Here is an 18,524-nt window from a genome sequence, read left to right on the forward strand (position 1 = left end):
GCGATCCAGTTATCGGAACCGAAACGCTGTAGCGAGAAACCGAGCCACCTCTATCGTCCGCGGCGTCGCGGCTGGCGATAAGTTCCAGTTGGCCACTTTTACGCCTGCGGTGAACCTGACTGCTACCAACTTGGCCGGTACGGATAACGTGGTGAACTTCGCCCGCGGTACTTACGACGGTACAAACGGCGTCTTCACCTTTGGCGCTGCCGGCGCCGACACGGCTGTCACCTATGCCACCAACACCGTCAGTGGTGCCGTGAACGTTGCTTATGAAACCGTGATCCTCGTGGGTTATGTTGCGGCCAGCACGACTGCCATCGACAACGCTGGCTTGATCACCTTCGCCTGATCGATTTCAGGACTAGTGCACTGGGGCGGGGGGAGGCTTCTCCCCGCCCACTTCGCGGAAAACCGACGGAACCTGCCCAGTTGGGCAGGTTCCGGATCGTTGCCGCCACTGCCAGAAAACCGCGGCGCTGCGTATGGCCAGGCCTCTGATGCCCACCATATCCGACAACCGCATCACATCATTCCCAGTGAATGATATCATCAAAACCACCTGTAATTTCGAAAATCATCGCGCAGACTGCAGTCATGCGCATGTTATTGTGTTCACATCCTCAGTTCTATTGTATGAGAATGTATTTTCCAGGGAATGATAGTACTGTTGGCCTTGCAGGCACCAATGATGCGGGGCTATGACCATGGTCAATTCGGTTGCAGTGGCGAGAAATGGACTGCGCGGCGCCCTGCCGGTGCCGGTGGCACTGGCTGATACTCAGCACCGCAACCTGCGCCGGTCGCTGTGTCTTGTCGGGCTAGGCAAGCATTTGTTGGAACAGAGCTGGATTCGCTGCCAGTGGCGAAAATGACAGGGACGCACATGACTGATTGGACCGCCGGCTACGTCGCCGATATTGGCTATACCTATGGCTATTATACGGAATTGAACCCGCTGCGGGCGCGGATGGCGTTCCTCAACAACGGCCTAGCCTGCCCCAACTTCACCACAGCCTGCGAATTGGGCTTCGGCCAGGGCCTGTCAGCCAATATCCACGCCGCCGCCTCCAACGCGCAATGGTTTGGCACGGATTTCAACCCGGCCCAGGCCGGCTTCGCGCAGGAACTGGCCGTGGCCTCCGGCGCCTCGGTTAAGCTGTTTGATGAGGCCTTCGCCGATTTCTGCGCCCGGCCGGACCTGCCGGAATTCGACTGCATTGGCCTGCACGGCATCTGGTCCTGGATTTCGGACGCCAATCGCGCGGTGATTGTGGATTTCATTCGCCGCAAGCTGCGCGTGGGCGGCGTGCTGTATATCTCCTACAACACCCTGCCAGGCTGGGCCGCCTTTGCCCCCATGCGCCACCTGATGACCGAGCACGCCGAAGTGCTGGGCAGTGAGGGCCGCGGCATCATCAGCCGCATCGATGGCGCGCTCGATTTCGCTGAAAAATTCCTCGCCACCAATCCCGCCTTCCTGCGCGCCAATCCGCTGGTGGGTGAGCGGTTGCAGCAAATGAAGGCGCATAACCGGCACTATCTGGCGCATGAATATTTCAACCGGGATTGGCACCCGATGCATTTCGCCACCATGGCGCAGTGGCTGGAGCCGGCGAAGCTGCAATATGCCTGCTCGGCCAATTATCTGGACCATGTCGATGCGCTGAATCTGAGCGCGGAACAGCAGGCCTTTCTGGCCGAGGTGCTGGATGCGATGTACCGCGAAAGCGTGCGGGACTTCATGGTGAACCAGCAATTCCGCAAGGATTACTGGGTGAAGGGGGCGCGAAAGCTCTCGCCGCTGGAACAGGCGGAAACCATGCGGGCCCAGCGCGTCGTTCTCACTGCCTACCGCCCGGATATCTTGCTCAAGGTGAAGGGCGCCTTGGGCGAGGTGTCGCTGAAGGAGGATATCTACGCCCCCATCCTGGATTTGATGGCCGACCATCAGCTGCGCAGCCTCGGCCAATTGGAAGTGGCATTGCGGCCGAAGGGGCTGAATTTCCAGCAGATAGCCCAAGCCTGCATGATCTTGATCGGCGCGGGGCATGTGGCGCCGGTGCAATCGAAACAAGACACCGCCGCGGCCGGCAAAACCAGCAAAACGATCAATGCGCATCTGCAGGACAAGGCCCGTGGCAGCAATGACATGAGCTTCCTGGCCAGCCCCGTCACTGGCGGCGGCGTGGCGGTGGCGCGTTTTCAGCAATTGTTCCTCAAAGCCGCGCAGCTTGGCATGAGAACGCCAGCGGAATGGGCCAATCATTGCTGGGGTGTGCTCGCAGCCCAGGGGCAGCGGATCATGAAGGATGGCAAGGCGCTGGAAACCCCAGAGGAGAATATCGCCGAGCTCACCACCCAGGCGCAGGCTTTCCTCGATAAGCAAATGCCGATGCTGCGGGCCTTGGGCGTGGCGTGACCTCCGCAAGGTCGTATCCACCCAAGGCCTGAACGCCTTGGGTGGGCCTTTGGTTTTCGGGCCTATATTTTTCATCTGTGTCGCGCGATTATTCATTACGGAAATTAACGTGGCAAAACCGGCTAAATCAGAGTTGCGAATAGCGCTTGATCGCTGCCGCGGGCCGCTATTTGCGGCTATGGGGTTTAGTTTTTTCATCAATATATTGCTGCTGATTTCGCCGCTCTACATGATGCAGGTCTATGATCGGGTATTGACGAGCCGCAGCGAAAACACCTTGTGGCTGCTGACATTGATCGCCGTGGCCCTGTTATTGATGATGGGATTGCTGGAGATCGTCCGCTCGCGGGTGCTGGTGCGGGTGGGCGCGTATTTTGACCATCAGATGAGCAGCCGCCTCTTCACTGCGGTGTTTGAGCGCCAACTCAGGCTACCCCGGGCGCATCGGGCGCAGCCGCTGGATGATCTCAACACCGTCCGGCAATTCATGACGGGGGCGGGGCTCTTCGTCTTCTTCGATATTCCCTGGGCACCGGTCTTCCTGATCTTTCTGTATTTTGTGCACCCATTGCTGGGGATGATCACGCTGATCGGCGGCGCCATCATGTTGGCGATGGCCATCGCCTCCGAATTGCTGACGCGCCGCAAGCTCGAGCGCGCCAGTGTCGACAGCATCGCCGGCACCTATTTTGCCGAGACCAGCCTGCGCAATGCAGAGGCTCTGGAGGCAATGGGCATGCTGCGGGCCATCCGCGCCCGGTGGCTGCAAAGGCATGATCGGGTTTTGGCGCTGCAGGCCCAGGCGAGTGATTGGGCCGGCTTGCTCTCCGGCCTCAGCAAGTTTCTCCGCAACACCTTGCAGACGGCGCTGCTAGGTGGCGGTGCCTATCTGGCGATCAAGGGCGAAATTTCCCCTGGCATGATGATCGCCAGCTCGATCATCGGTGGCAAGGCTTTGGCGCCGATTGACCTGGCGGTGGGCGGCTGGGGTGGGGTTGTCAGCGCTAGGCTGGCTTACCGCCGCCTTGAAGACCTCTTCCGCACCGTGCCGCCGCGGCGAAGCGGGATGGATCTGCCGCCCCCCACCGGCCAGATCAGCCTGGAAAATGCCTTTGCCGTGCCGCCAGGCGCGCAACTCCCCACCTTGCGCGGCGTGAGTTTCACCATCGAGGCTGGCGAGGCGATTGGCATTATCGGCCCCTCTGCCGCCGGCAAATCGACCATCGCGCGGCTGATGGTGGGCGTGTGGCCGGCCATTTCCGGCAAGGTCCGCATGGATGGCGCGGATATCGCGACCATCCCCCGTGACCGGATAGGCCCCTATATCGGCTATCTGCCGCAGGATATTGAATTATTCGACGGCACAATCGCGGAGAATATCGCCCGCTTTGGTGAGATCGATGCGGTGGCGGTGGTGCAGGCGGCGCGCCGCGCCGGCGTCCATGACATGATTTTGCGCTTTCCCGCCGGCTACGATACGCCCATTGGCGAGGCGGGCGGCCAGTTATCCGGCGGGCAAAAGCAGAGAATGGGCCTGGCAAGGGCGCTATATGGTGACCCCGCCCTGCTGATTTTCGATGAGCCGAATTCCAACCTCGATGATGAGGGCGAGGCCACGCTGATCGACGCCATCCGCCAACTCAAAGCCGCCGGCAAGACTGTCGTGATTATCGCCCATAAACCCAGCGTACTGATCAATGTGGATAAAATAATGGTTGTGCGGGATGGCCAAATCGCCGTGTTTGGGCCGCGGGCAGAAGTCCTGGCCCAATTCACCCGCCCCGTTGTGGCGCATTCAATGCCCAATCCCATGGCGCAGAGCGGCGGTTAGGTCAGGTCAGGATGTTGCAGGCATCGCAGGCGGGCGCGAAAAAACCACCCGACAAGGAAGATCTCATCCGCCTTGAGGCCGACCATCTGCATGAGGCGGAGGATTTGAAACCCGCGCCCAGGAATAGCCTGGGCGTTATCATCTTCGGTGTGGCGGTTATTCTGGTCACCTTTGTCGGGTTTGGTGGCTGGGCCGCGATGGCGCCGCTGAATAGCGCCGCCACCGCGCAGGGCACCATCGTGGTGCAGAGCAGCCGGCGGGATGTCCAGCATCTCGATGGTGGCATCGTGGCTGAAATCCTGGTCCGCGATGGGGATATGGTGAAGGCGGGCGATGTGCTGATGCGCCTCGACCCCGTCCGCGCGGCATCGCAACTGGGCATCGTCCGCAGCCAGCTTGATGCGGCGCTGATTTTGCAGGCCAGGCTGCGCGCCGAGCAGGAGGGCGCACCCCGGATTGTCTCGCCTGACTTGCTCGCCTCCCGCGCCGCCGAGCCGGCCGTCGCCGAAGCCCTGGCGAGCCAGCAGTTGGTCTTTGGCGCCCGTCGGGCGGCACTTGAAGGGCAAATCCTCATCTTGCGCCGGCGTATTGCCCAGTTTCAGGAACAAATGGCCGGGCTGAACGCACAAGGCGCTGCGCGTGTCCGCCAGATCACGTTGATCAACCAGGAGCTGACCGGTGTGCGCGCCCTGGCGACGCAAGGTTTTGCACCCATGGTGCGGGTCTTCGCGCTGGAACGTGAGGTCGCCCGGCTGGATGGTGAGCGCGGCGAGCAGATCGCCGCCGTGGCCCGCAGCGAGCAGGCCATTGGCGAGGCGCAGCTGCAAATCCTGCAACTGACCCATAGTTTTCGCGAGGAGGTCGCCGGCAGCCTGCAAACCGTGCAAAACCAGATCTTCGAGTTGCAGGAACGCCTCACGGCGACAGAGGACACCATGCGCCGCCTCGATCTGACCTCACCGTCTGATGGCGTTGTTGTCGGCCTGTCGGTCTTTACCGTGGGCGGTGTCATCCCCCCAGGCCGCACCGTCATGCAGATTGTGCCAGACCAGGACACGCTGGTGGTCGAGGCGCAATTGAACCCCACGGATATTGAGCGGGTCCTGGTCGGCCAGACGGCGACGGTGAGCTTTCCCGCCCTGGTCCAGCGCACCATTCCGACGCTGACCGGCACTGTCATCCAAGTCTCGGCTGACCGGCTGGTGGATGAGCGCACCGGCGCGCCCTATTACAAATCCCGGATCATTCTCGATGAATCGAGCCGGCTATTGCTCGGTGAGCGCCGCCTAATCCCCGGAATGCCCGCGGATGTGATGATAGCGACTGGCGAGCGCACCGCCCTCGTCTATCTGACCAACCCGATCATCCAGGCCGTCCGACACGCCATGCGCGAGCGCTGACCACGGGCCGCTGCAGCCTCCCCCTCAGCGCCCCTGCAAAAATTCCAGCACGGCGGCGTTAAAATCGCCGGGGTTATCCTCATTCAGGCTATGCGTGGCGCGCTGAATCACCGCGCTGCGCACATCGGGCAAGGCCGTCATCAGCGCTGCGATGATCTTGCCGAAATTCGGCTGGCTTTGCGCCCCACCCAAGAGCAGGCTTGGCGCCTTGATCCTTTCCGCCGCCGCCCGCGAATAGGGCTTTCGCCGCTCATCCATCTGCCCCAGCAGGGTGCGGGCATTGTCGCGGCTGAGCGCTTTACGGTGTTCCGCCCGCTTTTCCCAGGCACCAGGCCCGCCGGTATATTCGGCAATCACCCGCAACCCGCCTTCGATATCGCCGGCGGCAATCAGCTTGGCACCCGCGGCGAAACTGCCGGCCTGCGCGCCGGCGGCGGGCGCACCGCCCAGGCTTTCATCCAATTCTCCGCCTGGCTCGGCCAGCACCAGCGCGCGGACCAGTTCCGGGTGGCGTTCGGCCAGGCGGAAGGCGATATGCCCGCCGCGCGAATGCCCCAGCACATGCACCGGCCCCTGGCCCAGGGCGGTGATGAACCCCGCCACATCGGCCACATGGCGGTCGATGGTGAAATCGCCGCCCTCGAACCAACTGCCCGGCCAGCAATGCCGCATGCTCAGCGACATCACATGATAGGCGGCACCGAGCGGTTCCATCTGCCGGGCAAAGCTGCGCTGGTCACCCAGCGTGCCATGCACCAGCACCAGGGGCACGCCCTGGCCGGCCTCGGCATAGGCGATGGGAAAGCCGTCGATCTCGATGCTGGGCATGAGTGTGTCCTGGTTCAATCGGCGAATTGTCCCGCAGCTTGGATGATCGGCCGCCAACGGTCGATCTCCTCGCGCAGGAAGCGGGTGTGGAAGCCGGTGGTGGAGCGGGCCTCATCGGGCACATCGGTCAAGAGGTCGGCGAAGCGCCGGCGCAGTCGTTCCTCCCGCAGCGCAGCGCGCAGGGCGGCGGAGAGGCGCTCCTGCACCGCCTCAGGCGTGCCGGCCGGGGCGTACAGCCCATGCCAGGTGGACATGGCAATGGAGGGAAAGCCCGCTTCCGCCGTGGTTGGCACCTGCGGCAGGCCAGGCAGGCGGGCAGGGCTGGAGACGCCCCAGGGCACCACCCGGTTGTCCCGGATATAGGGCACGGTGTTGGTCGCCTGATCACAGAGGATATCGAGCCTTCCGCTCATCATTTCGGTGATGGCGGGGGCCGTGCCGCGGAAGACCACAACGGTCGCCTGCGCCCCGGCGGCATGCTGCACCAGCAAGGCGCAAAGGTTCGAGGCGCTGGAAATCCCAGCCGATGCCATATTGATGGCGTCGCCCCGCGCCTTCAGCGTGGCCATCACCCCCGCAAGGTCAGGCCCGGGAAAGCCCGGGCGGGTGACGATGGTCATCGCCGCCTCGGAGACGAGGCCGAGCGGCGCGAAGGCGTTAGGCACATCATAGGGCAGGCGGCGGAACAGGGTGGCGCTCGCCGCCATGCCGATATTATTGACCAGCAGCGTATAGCCATCCGGCCTGGCCTGGGCGACGCGCCCGGGGCCCACCACGGAGCCGCCAATGGCCTCCACCACCACCGCCTGGCCCAGATGCGGCGCCATGGCATCGGCCAGGATGCGGGTGATGGTATCGGTCGGGCCACCCGCGGCGCCGGCGGCGACGAGGGTGATGCTGCGCTCCGGAAACTGGGCCAGGGCGGGGCCGGCCAGCAGCAGCGTGAGCAGGGTGAGGCAGCGGCGCATCACATCAACCCCGGATAGGCGCCGCCATCGAGCAGGATATTCTGCCCGGTGATGAAGCCGGCATGGGCGGAGCAGAGAAAGGCGCAGGTGGCGCCGAATTCCTCGGTGGTGCCAAGGCGCCGGGCGGGAATGCTCCGCACGCTGTCCTTGGCCACATCCTCCATGCTGCGCCCGCTCACCTCGGCAGCCCGGGTCCAGTTGCTGCGCACCCGGTCCGTGTCGAAGGGGCCGGGCAGCATGTTGTTGATGGTGACATTATGCGGCGCGGCGCGGCGGGCGAGCGAGGCGACGGCGCCGGTCAGGCCGGCACGGGCACCATTGGAGAGTTCCAGCGAACCGATGGGCATCTTCACCGTGTAGCTGGTGATATTCACCACACGGCCAAAGCCACGGCCCATCATGCCCTGGATGGTGGCGGCGATCAGCGCGATGGGCGTGATCATATTGGCCTCCACCGCACGGCGCCAATCATCGAGGCTGAACTGAATGAATTCACCCGGCGGCGGGCCACCGGCATTGGTCACCAGAATATCGGGGGCGGGGCAGGCGGCGAGCAGGGCGGCGCGGCCGGCCTCGGTCGTCACATCGGCCTGCACGGTGGTGACCCGCGCGCCGGTATCATCACGGATGGATTTGGCTGTGGCCTCCAGCGCATCGGCGCCACGGGCGGCGATGAAGATCGCCACACCCTCCCGTGCCAGAGCGGTGGCGCAGCCGCGGCCCAATCCCTTGGAACCCGCGCAGATGATGGCCGTGCGGCCGGCAATACCCAATTCCATGTGTTTCCCCTCTAAGAAGGGGCAGCATTGCGCGACGCTGCGCGGAAGGCTAGACCGCGCCGCGCTTTGCTCTATTCCCGTCGCGTGGTTCAGCGTGTTTGGTGATTTCGCTTCAAGCCATCATGCGCAGACAGGCTGCCGCAAAACACTGATGGCGAAGGAAAAGAGCGAAAGGGCTCCTCTCCTGCTCGGGTGCTCGAGGGGCAAAGCCTCTCGATCTTGTTTCCCTAGCGTTTCGTCTCTCAGCAGCCAACTAGCCGCGCCCGCGCATGTATCGCCGCTCCGGCCGGTACATCAGCCAGCGGCGCAGGGTCAGGGGCAGGAATCTCAGCAGGGCCATGGGGCATATCTTTCCAATGCGCCGTTCTGGCAGGGGGGCGGGGCGGGCTTGCGGCCGCTCTGTGGCGGGAATTTGGCGCCCAGGGGTTAACGGCGCGTTGCCGGGGGGCGCCCTCTTGCCCTATTCCATGTGCACACCAAGTGAACGCCTCGGCAGGAACCTTGCAGAATGAACGTGATTCTCGACGCAGCCTCGCCCTCCGGCCCTGATCCCGTGCGTGATGGTGACCAGCGCACCTTTATGCAGGATGTCATCGAAGCCTCGCGCGAGGTGCCAATCCTGGTCGATTTCTGGGCCACCTGGTGCGGCCCCTGCAAGACGCTGACCCCGGCGATTGAGCGCGTGGTGCGCGCCGCCGGCGGGCGGGTGCGGCTGGTCAAGATCGATATCGACCAGAACCGGCAATTGGTCGCGCAACTCACCCAGCTCGGCCTGCCGCTGCAATCCGTACCCACCGTGGCCGCCTTTTGGCAGGGGCAGATTGCCGATATCTTCCAAGGCGCGCTGCCCGAGAGCGAGATCAAGAAATTCGTCGAAAACTTGCTGAAGGTGGCCGGTGGGCAGATGCCCAGTGCTGAGTTGCTGGCCGAGGCCAAGGCGCTGCTCGAACAGGGCGATCCCCAGGGCGCGCTCGAACTCTTCGCCGGCCTCGCCCAGCAGGAGCCCGAGAATGCCGAGGCCCTGGCCGGCTTGGCCCGCGCCCTGGTGGCGCTGGGCGAGGAGGATCAGGCGCTGGAGGTGCTGGCCTCGGCCGCACCGAAAATCGCCGGCCATGCTGAGATCGCCGCCGTACGCAGCCAGATCGAACTGGCCCAGGCGGGGCGTGAGGCGCAGGCAGGCCTGGCCGGCTTCGAGGCGCGGCTTGCGGCCGATCCGAGCGACCATGAAGCGGCTATCGAACTCTCCATCGCTCTCAATGCCATGGATGAGCGCGCCCGCGCGGCCGAGACCCTGCTGGCCTCGATCAAGCTCGACCGTGCCTGGAATGAGGAGGCGGCGCGCATGCAATTGCTGAAATTCTTCGAGGCCTGGGGCATGACCGACCCTGCCACGCTGAAGGCCCGCCGCGCCCTCTCCGGCCTGCTGTTCAAATAGGGTGACGCATTCCCCTGTGCTGGCGGATGATCTGCCGGAGACCATCCCGGTCTTTCCCTTGGCCGGCGCGCTGCTATTGCCGCATGGCCGCCTGCCGCTGAATATCTTCGAGCCGCGCTACCTTGCCATGATCGAGGATGGCCTGGCGGGCGGGCGCGTGCTGGGCATGATGCAGGGCGATGACAGCCGCCCGCGCGGCGAACGCGGCACGGCGATTTATTCCGTGGGCTGCCTCGGCCGCCTCTCCTCCTTCTCAGAGACCGAGGATGGCCGCTTCCTCATCACGCTGACCGGTATCATGCGCTTCCGCGTGCTGGAGGAGCAGGAGATGCGGCGCGGCTATCGCCGCATGCGGGTGGATTACAACCCTTATCACAATGATCTCGCCCCGCTGCCGACGGCTGAATCCATCCCGCGTGAGGCCTTGCATGCGGTGCTGCGGCCATATTTTCAGCTCCAGGGCATGGATGTGAACTGGGAGGCGGTCGAGAAAACGCCGGAAGGCATGCTGGTCACCACGCTGAGCATGCTCTGTCCTTTTGCAGTGGCCGAGAAGCAGGCGCTGCTGGAAGCGCCGCTGCCGGCGGATCGCACCCAGATGATGCTCACGCTGATGAAAATGGCGATGCACGGCGGTGATACGGAAGGCAGCGGCCGTCCGAGTTGAGGGTAGGGCTGGCGCCACAAGCAACCTCTCAGGGCCCGCAGCTCTCCGGGTCCACCGCCCGCGCCACATAAAGCGCGCTCTGCGGCGCATATTCCGCCCAGAGCGAGCGCAATTCGCCCAAGGGTGCGGCGTTGCGATCCACCCGGATATCGACGAGCGGGAAATCCTCCCGCTCCACCACCAGCAGCGCGGCGGAGAGAATGGCGCCATGCTCGCCGCCCGCAGCCTCACCGGCTTCGAGTGCGCAGATCAGCCGCTCGGCCAGCGGGTGCTCGGGGTGGGCGGCGAAGGCGGCGGCGATGGCGGGCAGCACCGCGTCATGCGCCAGGATATTGCCCAGCGCCAGCATGCCCGGCCCCTGCACCGCACCAAAACTGGGTTTGACCCGCGCGCCATGGAAGAAGGCGGTGGCGCCGCTGCGGTCCATCACGCCGATCTGCCGCCAGCCGTGATCGGGGGTGGAGGCAACGAGCGCCGCCACCGTTTCCGCCGCCGTGCAGCCCGAGGCCAGCAGCGCCACCCCGCGCGGCCCCAGCCGTGGGTCGGTGCGGTGCTGGGTGGCCACAGCGCCGATGCCGGCCCGGGCCCAAGGCACCCGCGCCCCCACGCCAAAGCCCGAGGTGGTGGTGGCCACGCCGAATTGGCCGCTGCGCGGGCAATGACCGATGACGGAGAAGGTCATGGCATCCACCCCAGGCTGAGCGGCGTGATGCTCTCGCCATCGCGGCCGAGATAGTCACGATCCTTCGCATTGCGCAGGGCGCGGGCCTGGGATTCCATCAGAATTCCCGCCGCCTCGCCCACATCCAGCCTTGTGGGGCGGCCATGGGCGAAGACTGTCTCACCGCCCACGATCACCCGCTTCACCGCGCGGTCGGCAGCGTGGTGCACCAGGGAGCGCAGCGGGTCGCGCGCCGGCATCATCATCGGGTGGGCGCAATCCACTAGCACGAGATCCGCCGCCATGCCCGGCGCCAGACGGCCCAGATCCGGCCGACCCAGCGCATCGGCGCCGCCCGCCGTTGCGGCATGGAAGACCATGGCGGTATCGGCCGCTGCCAAATCCCGCCGCGCATTGCGGGCGAGGATGATGGCGAGGCGCATTTCCTCGATGAGATTATGCGGCGCGCAATCCGTGCCCATCCCCATCCGCACCCCGCGCGCACGGTAAGAACCGAAATCCTTCAAATGCTCGCCATAGCGGGCGAAGGGGGTGGGGCAATGCGCCACCGCCACGCCATGTTCGGCCAGCAGCCCGAGGTCACTGCGCGAATGCCAGCCGATGGAGGGGTGCTCATCGAGAAAAATGCAATGCCCCAGCACCGTGGTGGGCGAGAGCAGGCCTATCTCGGCCGCCCATTGGATGGGCGTGCGATTGTGCCGGCGGATGATCTCGCGGACCTCCACCACGGCCTGGGCGATATGGGTGGTGAAGGGGCGGCCGGTGGCGCGGGCCAGGGCGGCCGCCTCGCGCAAAAGCTCCTCCTCCACCGTGTCGATCTGGGCGGGAAAGACAATGGCGGAGAGTTTGCCGGAAGCCTCGGCCTCGGCCTCATCCATCAAGGCCTGGGCGGCGGCGAAACCGCGCTGGCCGGCCTGCGCATCCCAACTCCATGTAACGGTTTGCGGCGCACTCATGCCCCAGCGCGCCGAGGCGAAGCCGGGGCCGGCCCAGACCCGCAGGCCGCTATCACGCATGACCCGCAGCCAGGCCGGAAAGGGCGCCGATAGATCCACCAGCGAGGTGACGCCAGCGGCCATCAATTCGGCATAGGCCAGGCGCATTGCCGCCTCCCGCCCCGCCTCATCGAGCCCATAGGCCTGACTGCGTTCGAACAGCCCGCACATTTGCTGCTCCCGCACGCCGTGATCCTCCCGCACCCCGCGCATGCCCGGCTCGGTGGTGGGGTGGGAGTGGATATTCACGAGGCCGGGCAGCACCAGCATGCCCGCGGCGTCGATCACCTCGCCATCAAAGGGGGCGGCGGCATGGGGCGTGATGGAGGTGATCTGGCCACCTTCCAGCAGGATATCGCGGCCACGGGCATAGGCATGGGCCTGGCCATCCCACAGGACGGACCAGGCGGCATTTCGGATGAGGGTGCGCATGGGGTGAAGCTTGTCGCCGCCGCGCCCCCCGCGCAAGCTCACCCCTCGGCGGTGATGTTGGCGCGGCGCACCACCTCGCGCCACAGCACCAATTCGCGCGCCTGAAACTGCGCCAGCTCCTCGGGTGAGCCGCCCATCGGCTCCAACCCATTGCGGTCCAGCGCCGCCATGGTCTCGGGCTGCGCGAGCGCCGCGTTGAGCACGGCATTCAGCCGCTGGGTGATGGAAGCGGGCAGGCGGGGTGGCGCATAGATCGCCCACCAGGCCTCGATATTGATCCCCGGCAGCCCAGCTTCGGCGAAGGTGGGCACGGCGGGCAGCAGCGGGCTGCGCGCCGCGCCAGTAATGCCCAGGCCCAGAATCGTGCCGGCCTCAATATGCGGCCGGACGAATTGGGTGTGGTAGAACATCGCATCCAACGTGCCGCTCAGCAGGTCGGTCACCGCCCTACCACCATCACGATAGGGCACATGGGTGACGGCCACGCCGGTGGCCTCGCTCAGCAGCGCCTGGGCCAGAAGGCCCGCCGTTCCGGTGCCCGATGTGCCGATGGAGAGCGGCCGGCTGCGCGCCAGGGCCAGAAATCCCGCCATATCCCGCACGCCCAGCTGCGGCCGCACCACCAGCAGCATCTTGGTCTTGGTATGAGCGATGATAGGCGTGAAATCCCGCGCCGGATCATAGGGCAGGTTGGGCATGAGATGCGGGTTCACCGCATGGGTGCCAATGGTGCCCAGCAGCAGCGTCGCGCCATCGGCTGGCGATTGCGCCACATGCTGCGAGCCGATGGTGCCACCCGCCCCGGCGCGATTATCCACCACCACAACGGCCCCACCCAGCCCTGCAGCGATCTGCCCCGCGATCAGCCGGCCCAGAATATCGGTGGAGGTGCCGCCGGCGAAGGGCACAACAAGGCGGATCGGCCGATCTGGCCAGGCGGGTTGCGCGAGGGCGGGCAAGGCCAGGCCGGTGGCAAGCAGTGAGCGGCGCTTCATGGCGCGGTATCCTCCCCAGAATCTGTCCCAAGGCTGGCACAGCCCATCCGGTCCGCGCAACGCAGCGCCCGGCACAAAACCTCAGGCCGTCTCTTCCTCACGCAGCGCCAGCACCTTGTCCACACGCCGTCCATCCATATCCAGCACCTCAAAGCGCCAGCCGGACCAGACGATGCGGTCCCCCTCCTTCGGCAGCCTCCCCAGCAGCGCCAGCATCAGCCCGCCCACGGTGTGATAAGTGCCGGCATGCGGCAATTCGGGCAGGTCGAGCCGGGCGCGCAACTCGTCAGAGGCCATCATGCCATCGAGCAGCAGCGAGCCATCATGGCGCACCAGCGTGCCGGGCTTGGGCGATTCCAGCGCCGGGCCCAACTCACCCACAATCGCCTCCAGCAGGTCCGAGGCGGTGACCACGCCCTCGAAGCTGCCATATTCATCCAGCACCAAGGCGAGGCCGATGCGGTCGGTGCGCAGGCGCTCCAGCGCGTCCAGCGCGGTCAGGCTATCGGGCAGCACGATGGGCTGGCGGAGCAGGGGGGCCAGGGACAGGTTATGCGCGCCACCCGAACCGGCCTCCAGCATCTGGTCCAACAAATCCTTGGCGATGACCACGCCCACCACATGGTCCACGCTGGCATCGGCGACGATGAAGCGCGTCACATCATGCGCCCGCAGGGCCGCCGCAATATCATGCGGCGCGGCATTGCGGTCCAGCCAGGCGACTTCGGTGCGCGGTGTCATCAGCGCGCGCACTGGCTTATCGGCCAGGCGGAGTACGCGCTCGATCATGTGCCGCTCCTCGGATTCCAATGCCCCGGTCTCCACGCTTTCGGCGACGACGGCCTTCACCTCCTCTTCCGTCACGCCCTGATCGGCCGGCTTGTTGAGCCGCAGGCTGAGCAGGATGACCGCGGTGAGCGAGGAGAGCACCCAAACGAAAGGCGCCGTCGAGCGCGATAGCCAGGCGATGGGGCGCGAGACCATGATGGCGATGGTCTCAGGGTCACGCAGCGCCACCTGTTTGGGCACCAATTCGCCCAGCACGAGATTGAGCGCGGTGATCAGCACCACGACAAGGGTGAAGGCGATCTCATGCGCGAAGCTACCCAGCATGGGCATGCCATCCAGCGCATCGCCCAGAGGGCCTGCGATGGCGCTGCCGCCGAAGACGCCTGCGACGATACCCACCATGGTGATGCCCACCTGCACCGTTGGCAGGAAGCGCTGCGGGTCATCCTGCAGCGCCAGCGCCGCGATGGCGCCGGGGCTGCCGCGCCGGGCAATGGCCTGCAGCCGCGTCTTGCGCGAGGAGACGATGGCCAATTCGCTCATCGCGAAAATGCCATTCAGCCCGACCAGCAGCAGTATCGTCAGAATTTCGAAACCAATGCCCATTGCGGTGTTCTAGCAGGCTGCTGAAAAACGAATAGCGAGGGGAAACAAGATCGAGGGGCAAAGCCCTTTCGCTCTTTCTCCCCCGCCAACACTGTGGTCCAGACTGCATCTGGTCGCATGGTATCGCGCGTCCTGTGCGATGGCAGTCTCTGCGGCCGCTGGCATCATACGTCTATGCCTTTGGCGCCGATCTCACCGCCGCCTGTGCCCTGGCCAGAGCCTCCCGCAGGGCCTCTTCGCGCGTTTCATCGAAGGAACTGCGCAGGATCACCCCGCCCGAGGCCGCCAATGCCGCCACCACCTTATCCGTCGTCATCTTGCGGATCAGCAGAAACAGCGCGGCATGGCCGGCATCGAGCGCCTTGGCGGCTTCCTTCATGAAGGCATCATCGATCCCCAGATCGGTCATCTTGCCGCCCAACGCGCCCGAGGCCGCACCCAGCGCGGCACCGGCCAGCGGCATCAGCACCACGAGCCCGATCAGCGAGCCCCAGAGCGCGCCCGAGACCGCACCCGCCGCCACAGGCTCGAATAATTGGTTCAACTTGACCTGGCCATCGGGCTGCTTCACCGCGACCACGGCATCGCCCAATTCGATCAGATATTCGCGCTGTAGCCCCAGCAGCCTGGCGCGCACCGCCTCGGCTTCGCTCTCGGTCGGATAGGCGATGACAAGAAGGTCGGACATGGTGGTGGCATCCTCTGTTGTGAGGGTGTAACGCCCGCCTGCCCCGAATGTTGCCGCCATTCCCAGGCATGCGCATGCCGCGCGATACCGGCCTCGACCAAGGCGAGGATACCAGGCCCCCCGCCCCCCGCCCCCCCACCCGCCCCTCCACCCGCCCCTCCATCCGCCCCTCCACCCGCCCCTCCACCCGCCCCCTGGGCGCCCCTCGGGCGCGCCTCCGCCTTCGCGCCTAGGGGCGGGCCGCAGGCCATGCCGTGCGGCTTGTAAGGCCGGGCTGCGGCTTGTATCGCCGCCTCATGCAGCCCCCCACCAGCGCCCCCAACACCGCCGCCCCCTGGTGGCGCCGTGGCGTGCTCAATGGCGTGCTGCTGGGCAGCCTGGCGATGGGCACCGTCATCGCGCTGAATTACTCCGAAATTCCCGGCCTCACCCGCATCCTGGCCGATCTGCCGCTGGCGGTGGCGATTTCGGCGGCGGTGCATATGCTGCAAATCTTCTTCACCGCGCTGGCCTGGCGGGCCCTGCTGCCGCCCGAGCAGCGGCCCGCCATCGCCACCATGATGGCGCTGCGCTGGTATCGTGAGGCGGCCAATGCCCTGCTGCCCGCCGGTGCCATTCTGGGCCAGGCGGCGGCGGCGCGGCTGCTGGCCAGGCAGGGAGTGCCCGGCAATATGGCTGGCGCCACCGCCACGGTGGACATCACGCTGGAGGCGGTGAGCCAGCTTTTCTTCACCCTGGCCGGCATCGCCCTGCTGCTGGCGGGGCGCGAGACGGGCGGCCTCGCAGGCTTTGCCCTGGCGGGGCTGGGCATTGCCCTCGCCGGGGCTGCGGCCATGGTGGCGGTGCAGCGCCGCCTGCCGCTCAGCCTCATCGAACGCGGCCTCGCCCGGCTGTCGCGCCGCTGGCCCGCCATCCGGCCGGATGCCATTCGCGACTTTCAGGCCGCCATCCTCGCCCTGCACGCCAATTGGCCCCGCCTGGCCGCCGCCATGCTGTTCCACACCATCTCCTGGGTGCTGGGGGCGGTGGAAATCGCCGGCGTGCTCTGGCTGCTGGGCCACCCTATCACCCTCGCCGATGCGCTGGTGGTCGAGGCGCTGGCCCAGGCGCTGCGGAATGTTGGTTTTCTTCTCCCCGGCGCCCTGGCGGTGCAGGAGGGGGCGATCATCGGCGCGGCCGCTCTGGTGGGGGTTCCGGCCTCGGCAGCCCTGGCCGTGGCGCTGGTTCGCCGCTCGCGCGAGGTTGTGTTCAGCCTGCCCGGGCTGCTGGCCTGGCAGCGCGCCGAGAGCCGCCCATCCGCATGACTTTTCTCCGCCGCCATGCTGTTCTCGCCATATGAGACACATTGCCCTTCTGATTCTGCTCCTGGCCACCGGCTGTGCGGAGCGCTGGACCCGCCCCGGCGTCAGCGAAGCACAGGCCGATGCCGCGAATGCCCAATGCGGCCACCAGGCCGCGATGGCGGTGCCCCCCGCCATGATCCGCCGCCTCGCCGCCCCCGCGCGCGTCGAGCGTCACCGCGACTGCCGCCGTGATGGTTACAGGGAATACTGCACCGTCACCGAGCGCTTCATCCCCGAGCGCTGGGAGGATGTGGACATGAACGCCAATGCCCGTGACGGCTGGCGCCGCCAATGCATGGTCTCCCAGGGTTTCGCCTTCCAGGGTTATCGCCCATTGCGGGTGGAGTAGAACCGCTTCTCGCTTGGCCCCGCTTATTACTTGGCCCCGCTTATCACTTGGCTTTGCCGGCGAGTTCGGGCAACACCGCCCCAGATTTGAAGGATTCCCGCATGACGGCGACCCGTTCCGGCCTGATGGACCTACTCAGCCTCGTGCCCAGCGGTGGCCCGGCCATCCTCAATGCTTCTGTCACCAACCTGTGCAACGCCACCTGCGACTTCTGCAATTTCGCCCATGACAAGGGCTTCGTGACCGACCGCCGCTCGATGGACGCCACGCGCTTCGCCGAATCCCTGGCGCTGATGAAGGCGCAGGCCAATCTCCGCTTCGTGACCTTCATGGGTGGCGAGCCCTTGCTGCACCCGCGCATCGCCGAGATGATGCAAACAGCCACCGATATGGGCGTGCAGCCCACCATGGTGACCAATGGCTGGCTGCTGCCCGGCAAGCTCGACGCCCTCGCCGCCACCTCCATTTCCACCATCTTCATCTCGATCGACAGCGAAGATGCCTCCGCGCATGAGAAGAACCGCGGCCTCAAGGGCGTGTGCGAGCGCATTCGCGAGAGCACTACCCGCATGGCGGCGCTCGGCATCACGCCCATTGCCTCTGTCGCGATGACCCGGCTGGTGACGGATTACCGGGCGCTGGGGCATTTCCTGAAGGAACTCGGCTTTGCCGCCGTCACCTTCTCCTACCCCCGGCGGGCGGCGCTGGGCTCATCCTCCCTCGTCTGGTCCGAGGATAGTGACCTGGTGGATATGTCCAATGCCGAGCTGCTGGCCGCCTTCGATGGCGTGGAGCAGACCCGCGAGGTCATCCCCGTGCATAATCCGCGCCAGGGCATCGCCGATATGCGCCGGCGCCTGACCGGCGAGGGTGAGCGCTTCACCTGCCATGCCGGTTACAAATATTTCTACATGGATTGGAATTACGATCTGTGGCGCTGCGAGGATTGGAAGGCGCCGATCTGCCGGGTCTGGGACTTCACGCCCGACAAGATGATGCGTGACCCCTGCCAGGCCTGCACCACCGATTGCTACCGTGACGCCTCGATCATGCTGCATTTCTCGGTAGCACTGGGTGACAGCTTCGCCCGGCTGAAGGAGGGGCGCATTGGCGCCGCCCTCGGTGCGCTGGCCGATAAGCGCAATCTGGGCTCCATCGCCGCCGTCATCGGCCATGGCAAGCGGCTGAAGGGGCTTGTGGGCGCCGGATAAGCCCCCTCCCGCGCGCTCAATCGCCCGGCCGCACCCCGGCCGATTGCACGATCACCCGATACTTCTCCAATTCCGCGGCCCAGAAGGCTGCGAAATCGGAGCGG

At 65.7% G+C, this 18,524-nt stretch carries 19 protein-coding genes; 11 read left to right on the forward strand and 8 right to left on the reverse strand.

Annotated elements, in window-relative coordinates; translation table 11 throughout:
- The 5 genes from ABWP84_RS14855 to ABWP84_RS14875 all read left to right on the forward strand — a co-directional run.
- Positions 1-352, forward strand: a 352-nt coding sequence (locus ABWP84_RS14855) for a hypothetical protein (protein WP_353212822.1), incomplete at its 5' end; no start/stop codon positions are given.
- A 349-nt stretch (positions 353-701) separates the two neighbouring features.
- Complete coding sequence (locus tag ABWP84_RS14860; protein WP_353212823.1) at positions 702-875, forward strand: hypothetical protein; 174 nt, start codon at positions 702-704, stop codon at positions 873-875.
- 11 nt (positions 876-886) lie between these two features.
- Positions 887-2,422, forward strand: a complete 1,536-nt coding sequence (locus tag ABWP84_RS14865) for a class I SAM-dependent methyltransferase (RefSeq protein ID WP_353212824.1) — start codon at positions 887-889, stop codon at positions 2,420-2,422.
- A 109-nt stretch (positions 2,423-2,531) separates the two neighbouring features.
- Positions 2,532-4,253 (forward strand): type I secretion system permease/ATPase, encoded by a 1,722-nt coding sequence (locus ABWP84_RS14870; RefSeq protein ID WP_353212825.1) that lies wholly within the window; start codon positions 2,532-2,534, stop codon positions 4,251-4,253.
- Between the two features lie 11 nt (positions 4,254-4,264).
- Positions 4,265-5,653 carry an HlyD family type I secretion periplasmic adaptor subunit gene (locus ABWP84_RS14875; RefSeq protein WP_353212826.1) on the forward strand — a complete coding sequence of 463 codons (1,389 nt, stop codon included), beginning with the start codon at positions 4,265-4,267 and terminating at the stop codon, positions 5,651-5,653.
- Positions 5,654-5,677: 24 nt separating this feature from the next.
- Here ABWP84_RS14875 and ABWP84_RS14880 read toward each other — a convergent pair whose 3' ends face one another.
- Genes ABWP84_RS14880 through ABWP84_RS14890 form a run of 3 tightly spaced genes read right to left on the reverse strand, consistent with a single transcriptional unit; the run spans position 5,678 to position 8,228 of the window.
- Positions 5,678-6,481: an alpha/beta hydrolase gene (locus ABWP84_RS14880; RefSeq protein WP_353212827.1), complete on the reverse strand. Its 804-nt coding sequence runs from the start codon at positions 6,479-6,481 to the stop codon at positions 5,678-5,680.
- Positions 6,482-6,495: 14 nt separating this feature from the next.
- Entirely contained in the window at positions 6,496-7,449 is a 954-nt protein-coding gene (locus ABWP84_RS14885; RefSeq protein WP_353212828.1) for a tripartite tricarboxylate transporter substrate-binding protein, read from the reverse strand.
- Positions 7,449-8,228, reverse strand: a complete 780-nt coding sequence (locus ABWP84_RS14890) for an SDR family oxidoreductase (protein WP_353212829.1) — start codon at positions 8,226-8,228, stop codon at positions 7,449-7,451. The genes ABWP84_RS14885 and ABWP84_RS14890 overlap by 1 nt, the downstream gene beginning before the upstream one ends.
- 508 nt (positions 8,229-8,736) lie before the next feature.
- On the opposite strand from ABWP84_RS14890, the gene ABWP84_RS14895 reads away from it, so the two are divergent.
- Both ABWP84_RS14895 and ABWP84_RS14900 read left to right on the forward strand, forming a co-directional pair.
- The gene (locus tag ABWP84_RS14895) at positions 8,737-9,663 is read left to right on the forward strand and encodes a tetratricopeptide repeat protein (protein ID WP_353212830.1); all 927 of its coding nucleotides are present in this window, start codon (positions 8,737-8,739) and stop codon (positions 9,661-9,663) included.
- Position 9,664: 1 nt separating this feature from the next.
- The gene (locus ABWP84_RS14900) at positions 9,665-10,330 is read left to right on the forward strand and encodes an LON peptidase substrate-binding domain-containing protein (RefSeq protein ID WP_353212831.1); all 666 of its coding nucleotides are present in this window, start codon (positions 9,665-9,667) and stop codon (positions 10,328-10,330) included.
- Positions 10,331-10,358: 28 nt separating this feature from the next.
- Here the strand turns inward: ABWP84_RS14900 and ABWP84_RS14905 are convergent, their stop codons facing one another.
- The 5 genes from ABWP84_RS14905 to ABWP84_RS14925 all read right to left on the reverse strand — a co-directional run bounded on the left by ABWP84_RS14905 (position 10,359) and on the right by ABWP84_RS14925 (position 15,517).
- Complete coding sequence (locus tag ABWP84_RS14905; protein WP_353212832.1) at positions 10,359-11,012, reverse strand: DUF1028 domain-containing protein; 654 nt, start codon at positions 11,010-11,012, stop codon at positions 10,359-10,361.
- The gene (locus ABWP84_RS14910) at positions 11,009-12,439 is read right to left on the reverse strand and encodes an amidohydrolase family protein (protein WP_353212833.1); all 1,431 of its coding nucleotides are present in this window, start codon (positions 12,437-12,439) and stop codon (positions 11,009-11,011) included. Before ABWP84_RS14910 ends, ABWP84_RS14905 begins: the two co-directional genes overlap by 4 nt.
- Positions 12,440-12,477: 38 nt before the next feature.
- Positions 12,478-13,434 (reverse strand): tripartite tricarboxylate transporter substrate binding protein, encoded by a 957-nt coding sequence (locus ABWP84_RS14915; RefSeq protein WP_353212834.1) that lies wholly within the window; start codon positions 13,432-13,434, stop codon positions 12,478-12,480.
- 81 nt (positions 13,435-13,515) lie between these two features.
- Positions 13,516-14,829 carry a hemolysin family protein gene (locus ABWP84_RS14920; protein ID WP_353212835.1) on the reverse strand — a complete coding sequence of 438 codons (1,314 nt, stop codon included), beginning with the start codon at positions 14,827-14,829 and terminating at the stop codon, positions 13,516-13,518.
- Between the two features lie 172 nt (positions 14,830-15,001).
- Positions 15,002-15,517 carry a DUF1269 domain-containing protein gene (locus ABWP84_RS14925; protein ID WP_353212836.1) on the reverse strand — a complete coding sequence of 172 codons (516 nt, stop codon included), beginning with the start codon at positions 15,515-15,517 and terminating at the stop codon, positions 15,002-15,004.
- Positions 15,518-15,564: 47 nt separating this feature from the next.
- Between ABWP84_RS14925 and ABWP84_RS14930 the strand changes: the two genes are divergently transcribed.
- The 4 genes from ABWP84_RS14930 (at position 15,565) to ABWP84_RS14945 (ending at position 18,420) form a co-directional block, all read left to right on the forward strand.
- Positions 15,565-15,750, forward strand: a complete 186-nt coding sequence (locus ABWP84_RS14930) for a hypothetical protein (RefSeq protein ID WP_353212837.1) — start codon at positions 15,565-15,567, stop codon at positions 15,748-15,750.
- Positions 15,751-15,813: 63 nt separating this feature from the next.
- The gene (locus ABWP84_RS14935; protein ID WP_353212838.1) at positions 15,814-16,821 is read left to right on the forward strand and encodes a lysylphosphatidylglycerol synthase domain-containing protein; all 1,008 of its coding nucleotides are present in this window, start codon (positions 15,814-15,816) and stop codon (positions 16,819-16,821) included.
- Positions 16,822-16,852: 31 nt separating this feature from the next.
- Entirely contained in the window at positions 16,853-17,209 is a 357-nt protein-coding gene (locus ABWP84_RS14940; protein WP_353212839.1) for a hypothetical protein, read from the forward strand.
- A gap of 101 nt (positions 17,210-17,310) precedes the next feature.
- Positions 17,311-18,420, forward strand: coding sequence for a radical SAM protein (locus ABWP84_RS14945; RefSeq protein ID WP_353212840.1), 1,110 nt, complete (start codon positions 17,311-17,313; stop codon positions 18,418-18,420).
- The last annotated feature ends 104 nt before the right edge of the window (positions 18,421-18,524 follow it).

Source organism: Rhodovarius sp., assembly GCF_040399605.1.
Lineage (GTDB): Bacteria > Pseudomonadota > Alphaproteobacteria > Acetobacterales > Acetobacteraceae > Rhodovarius > Rhodovarius crocodyli_A.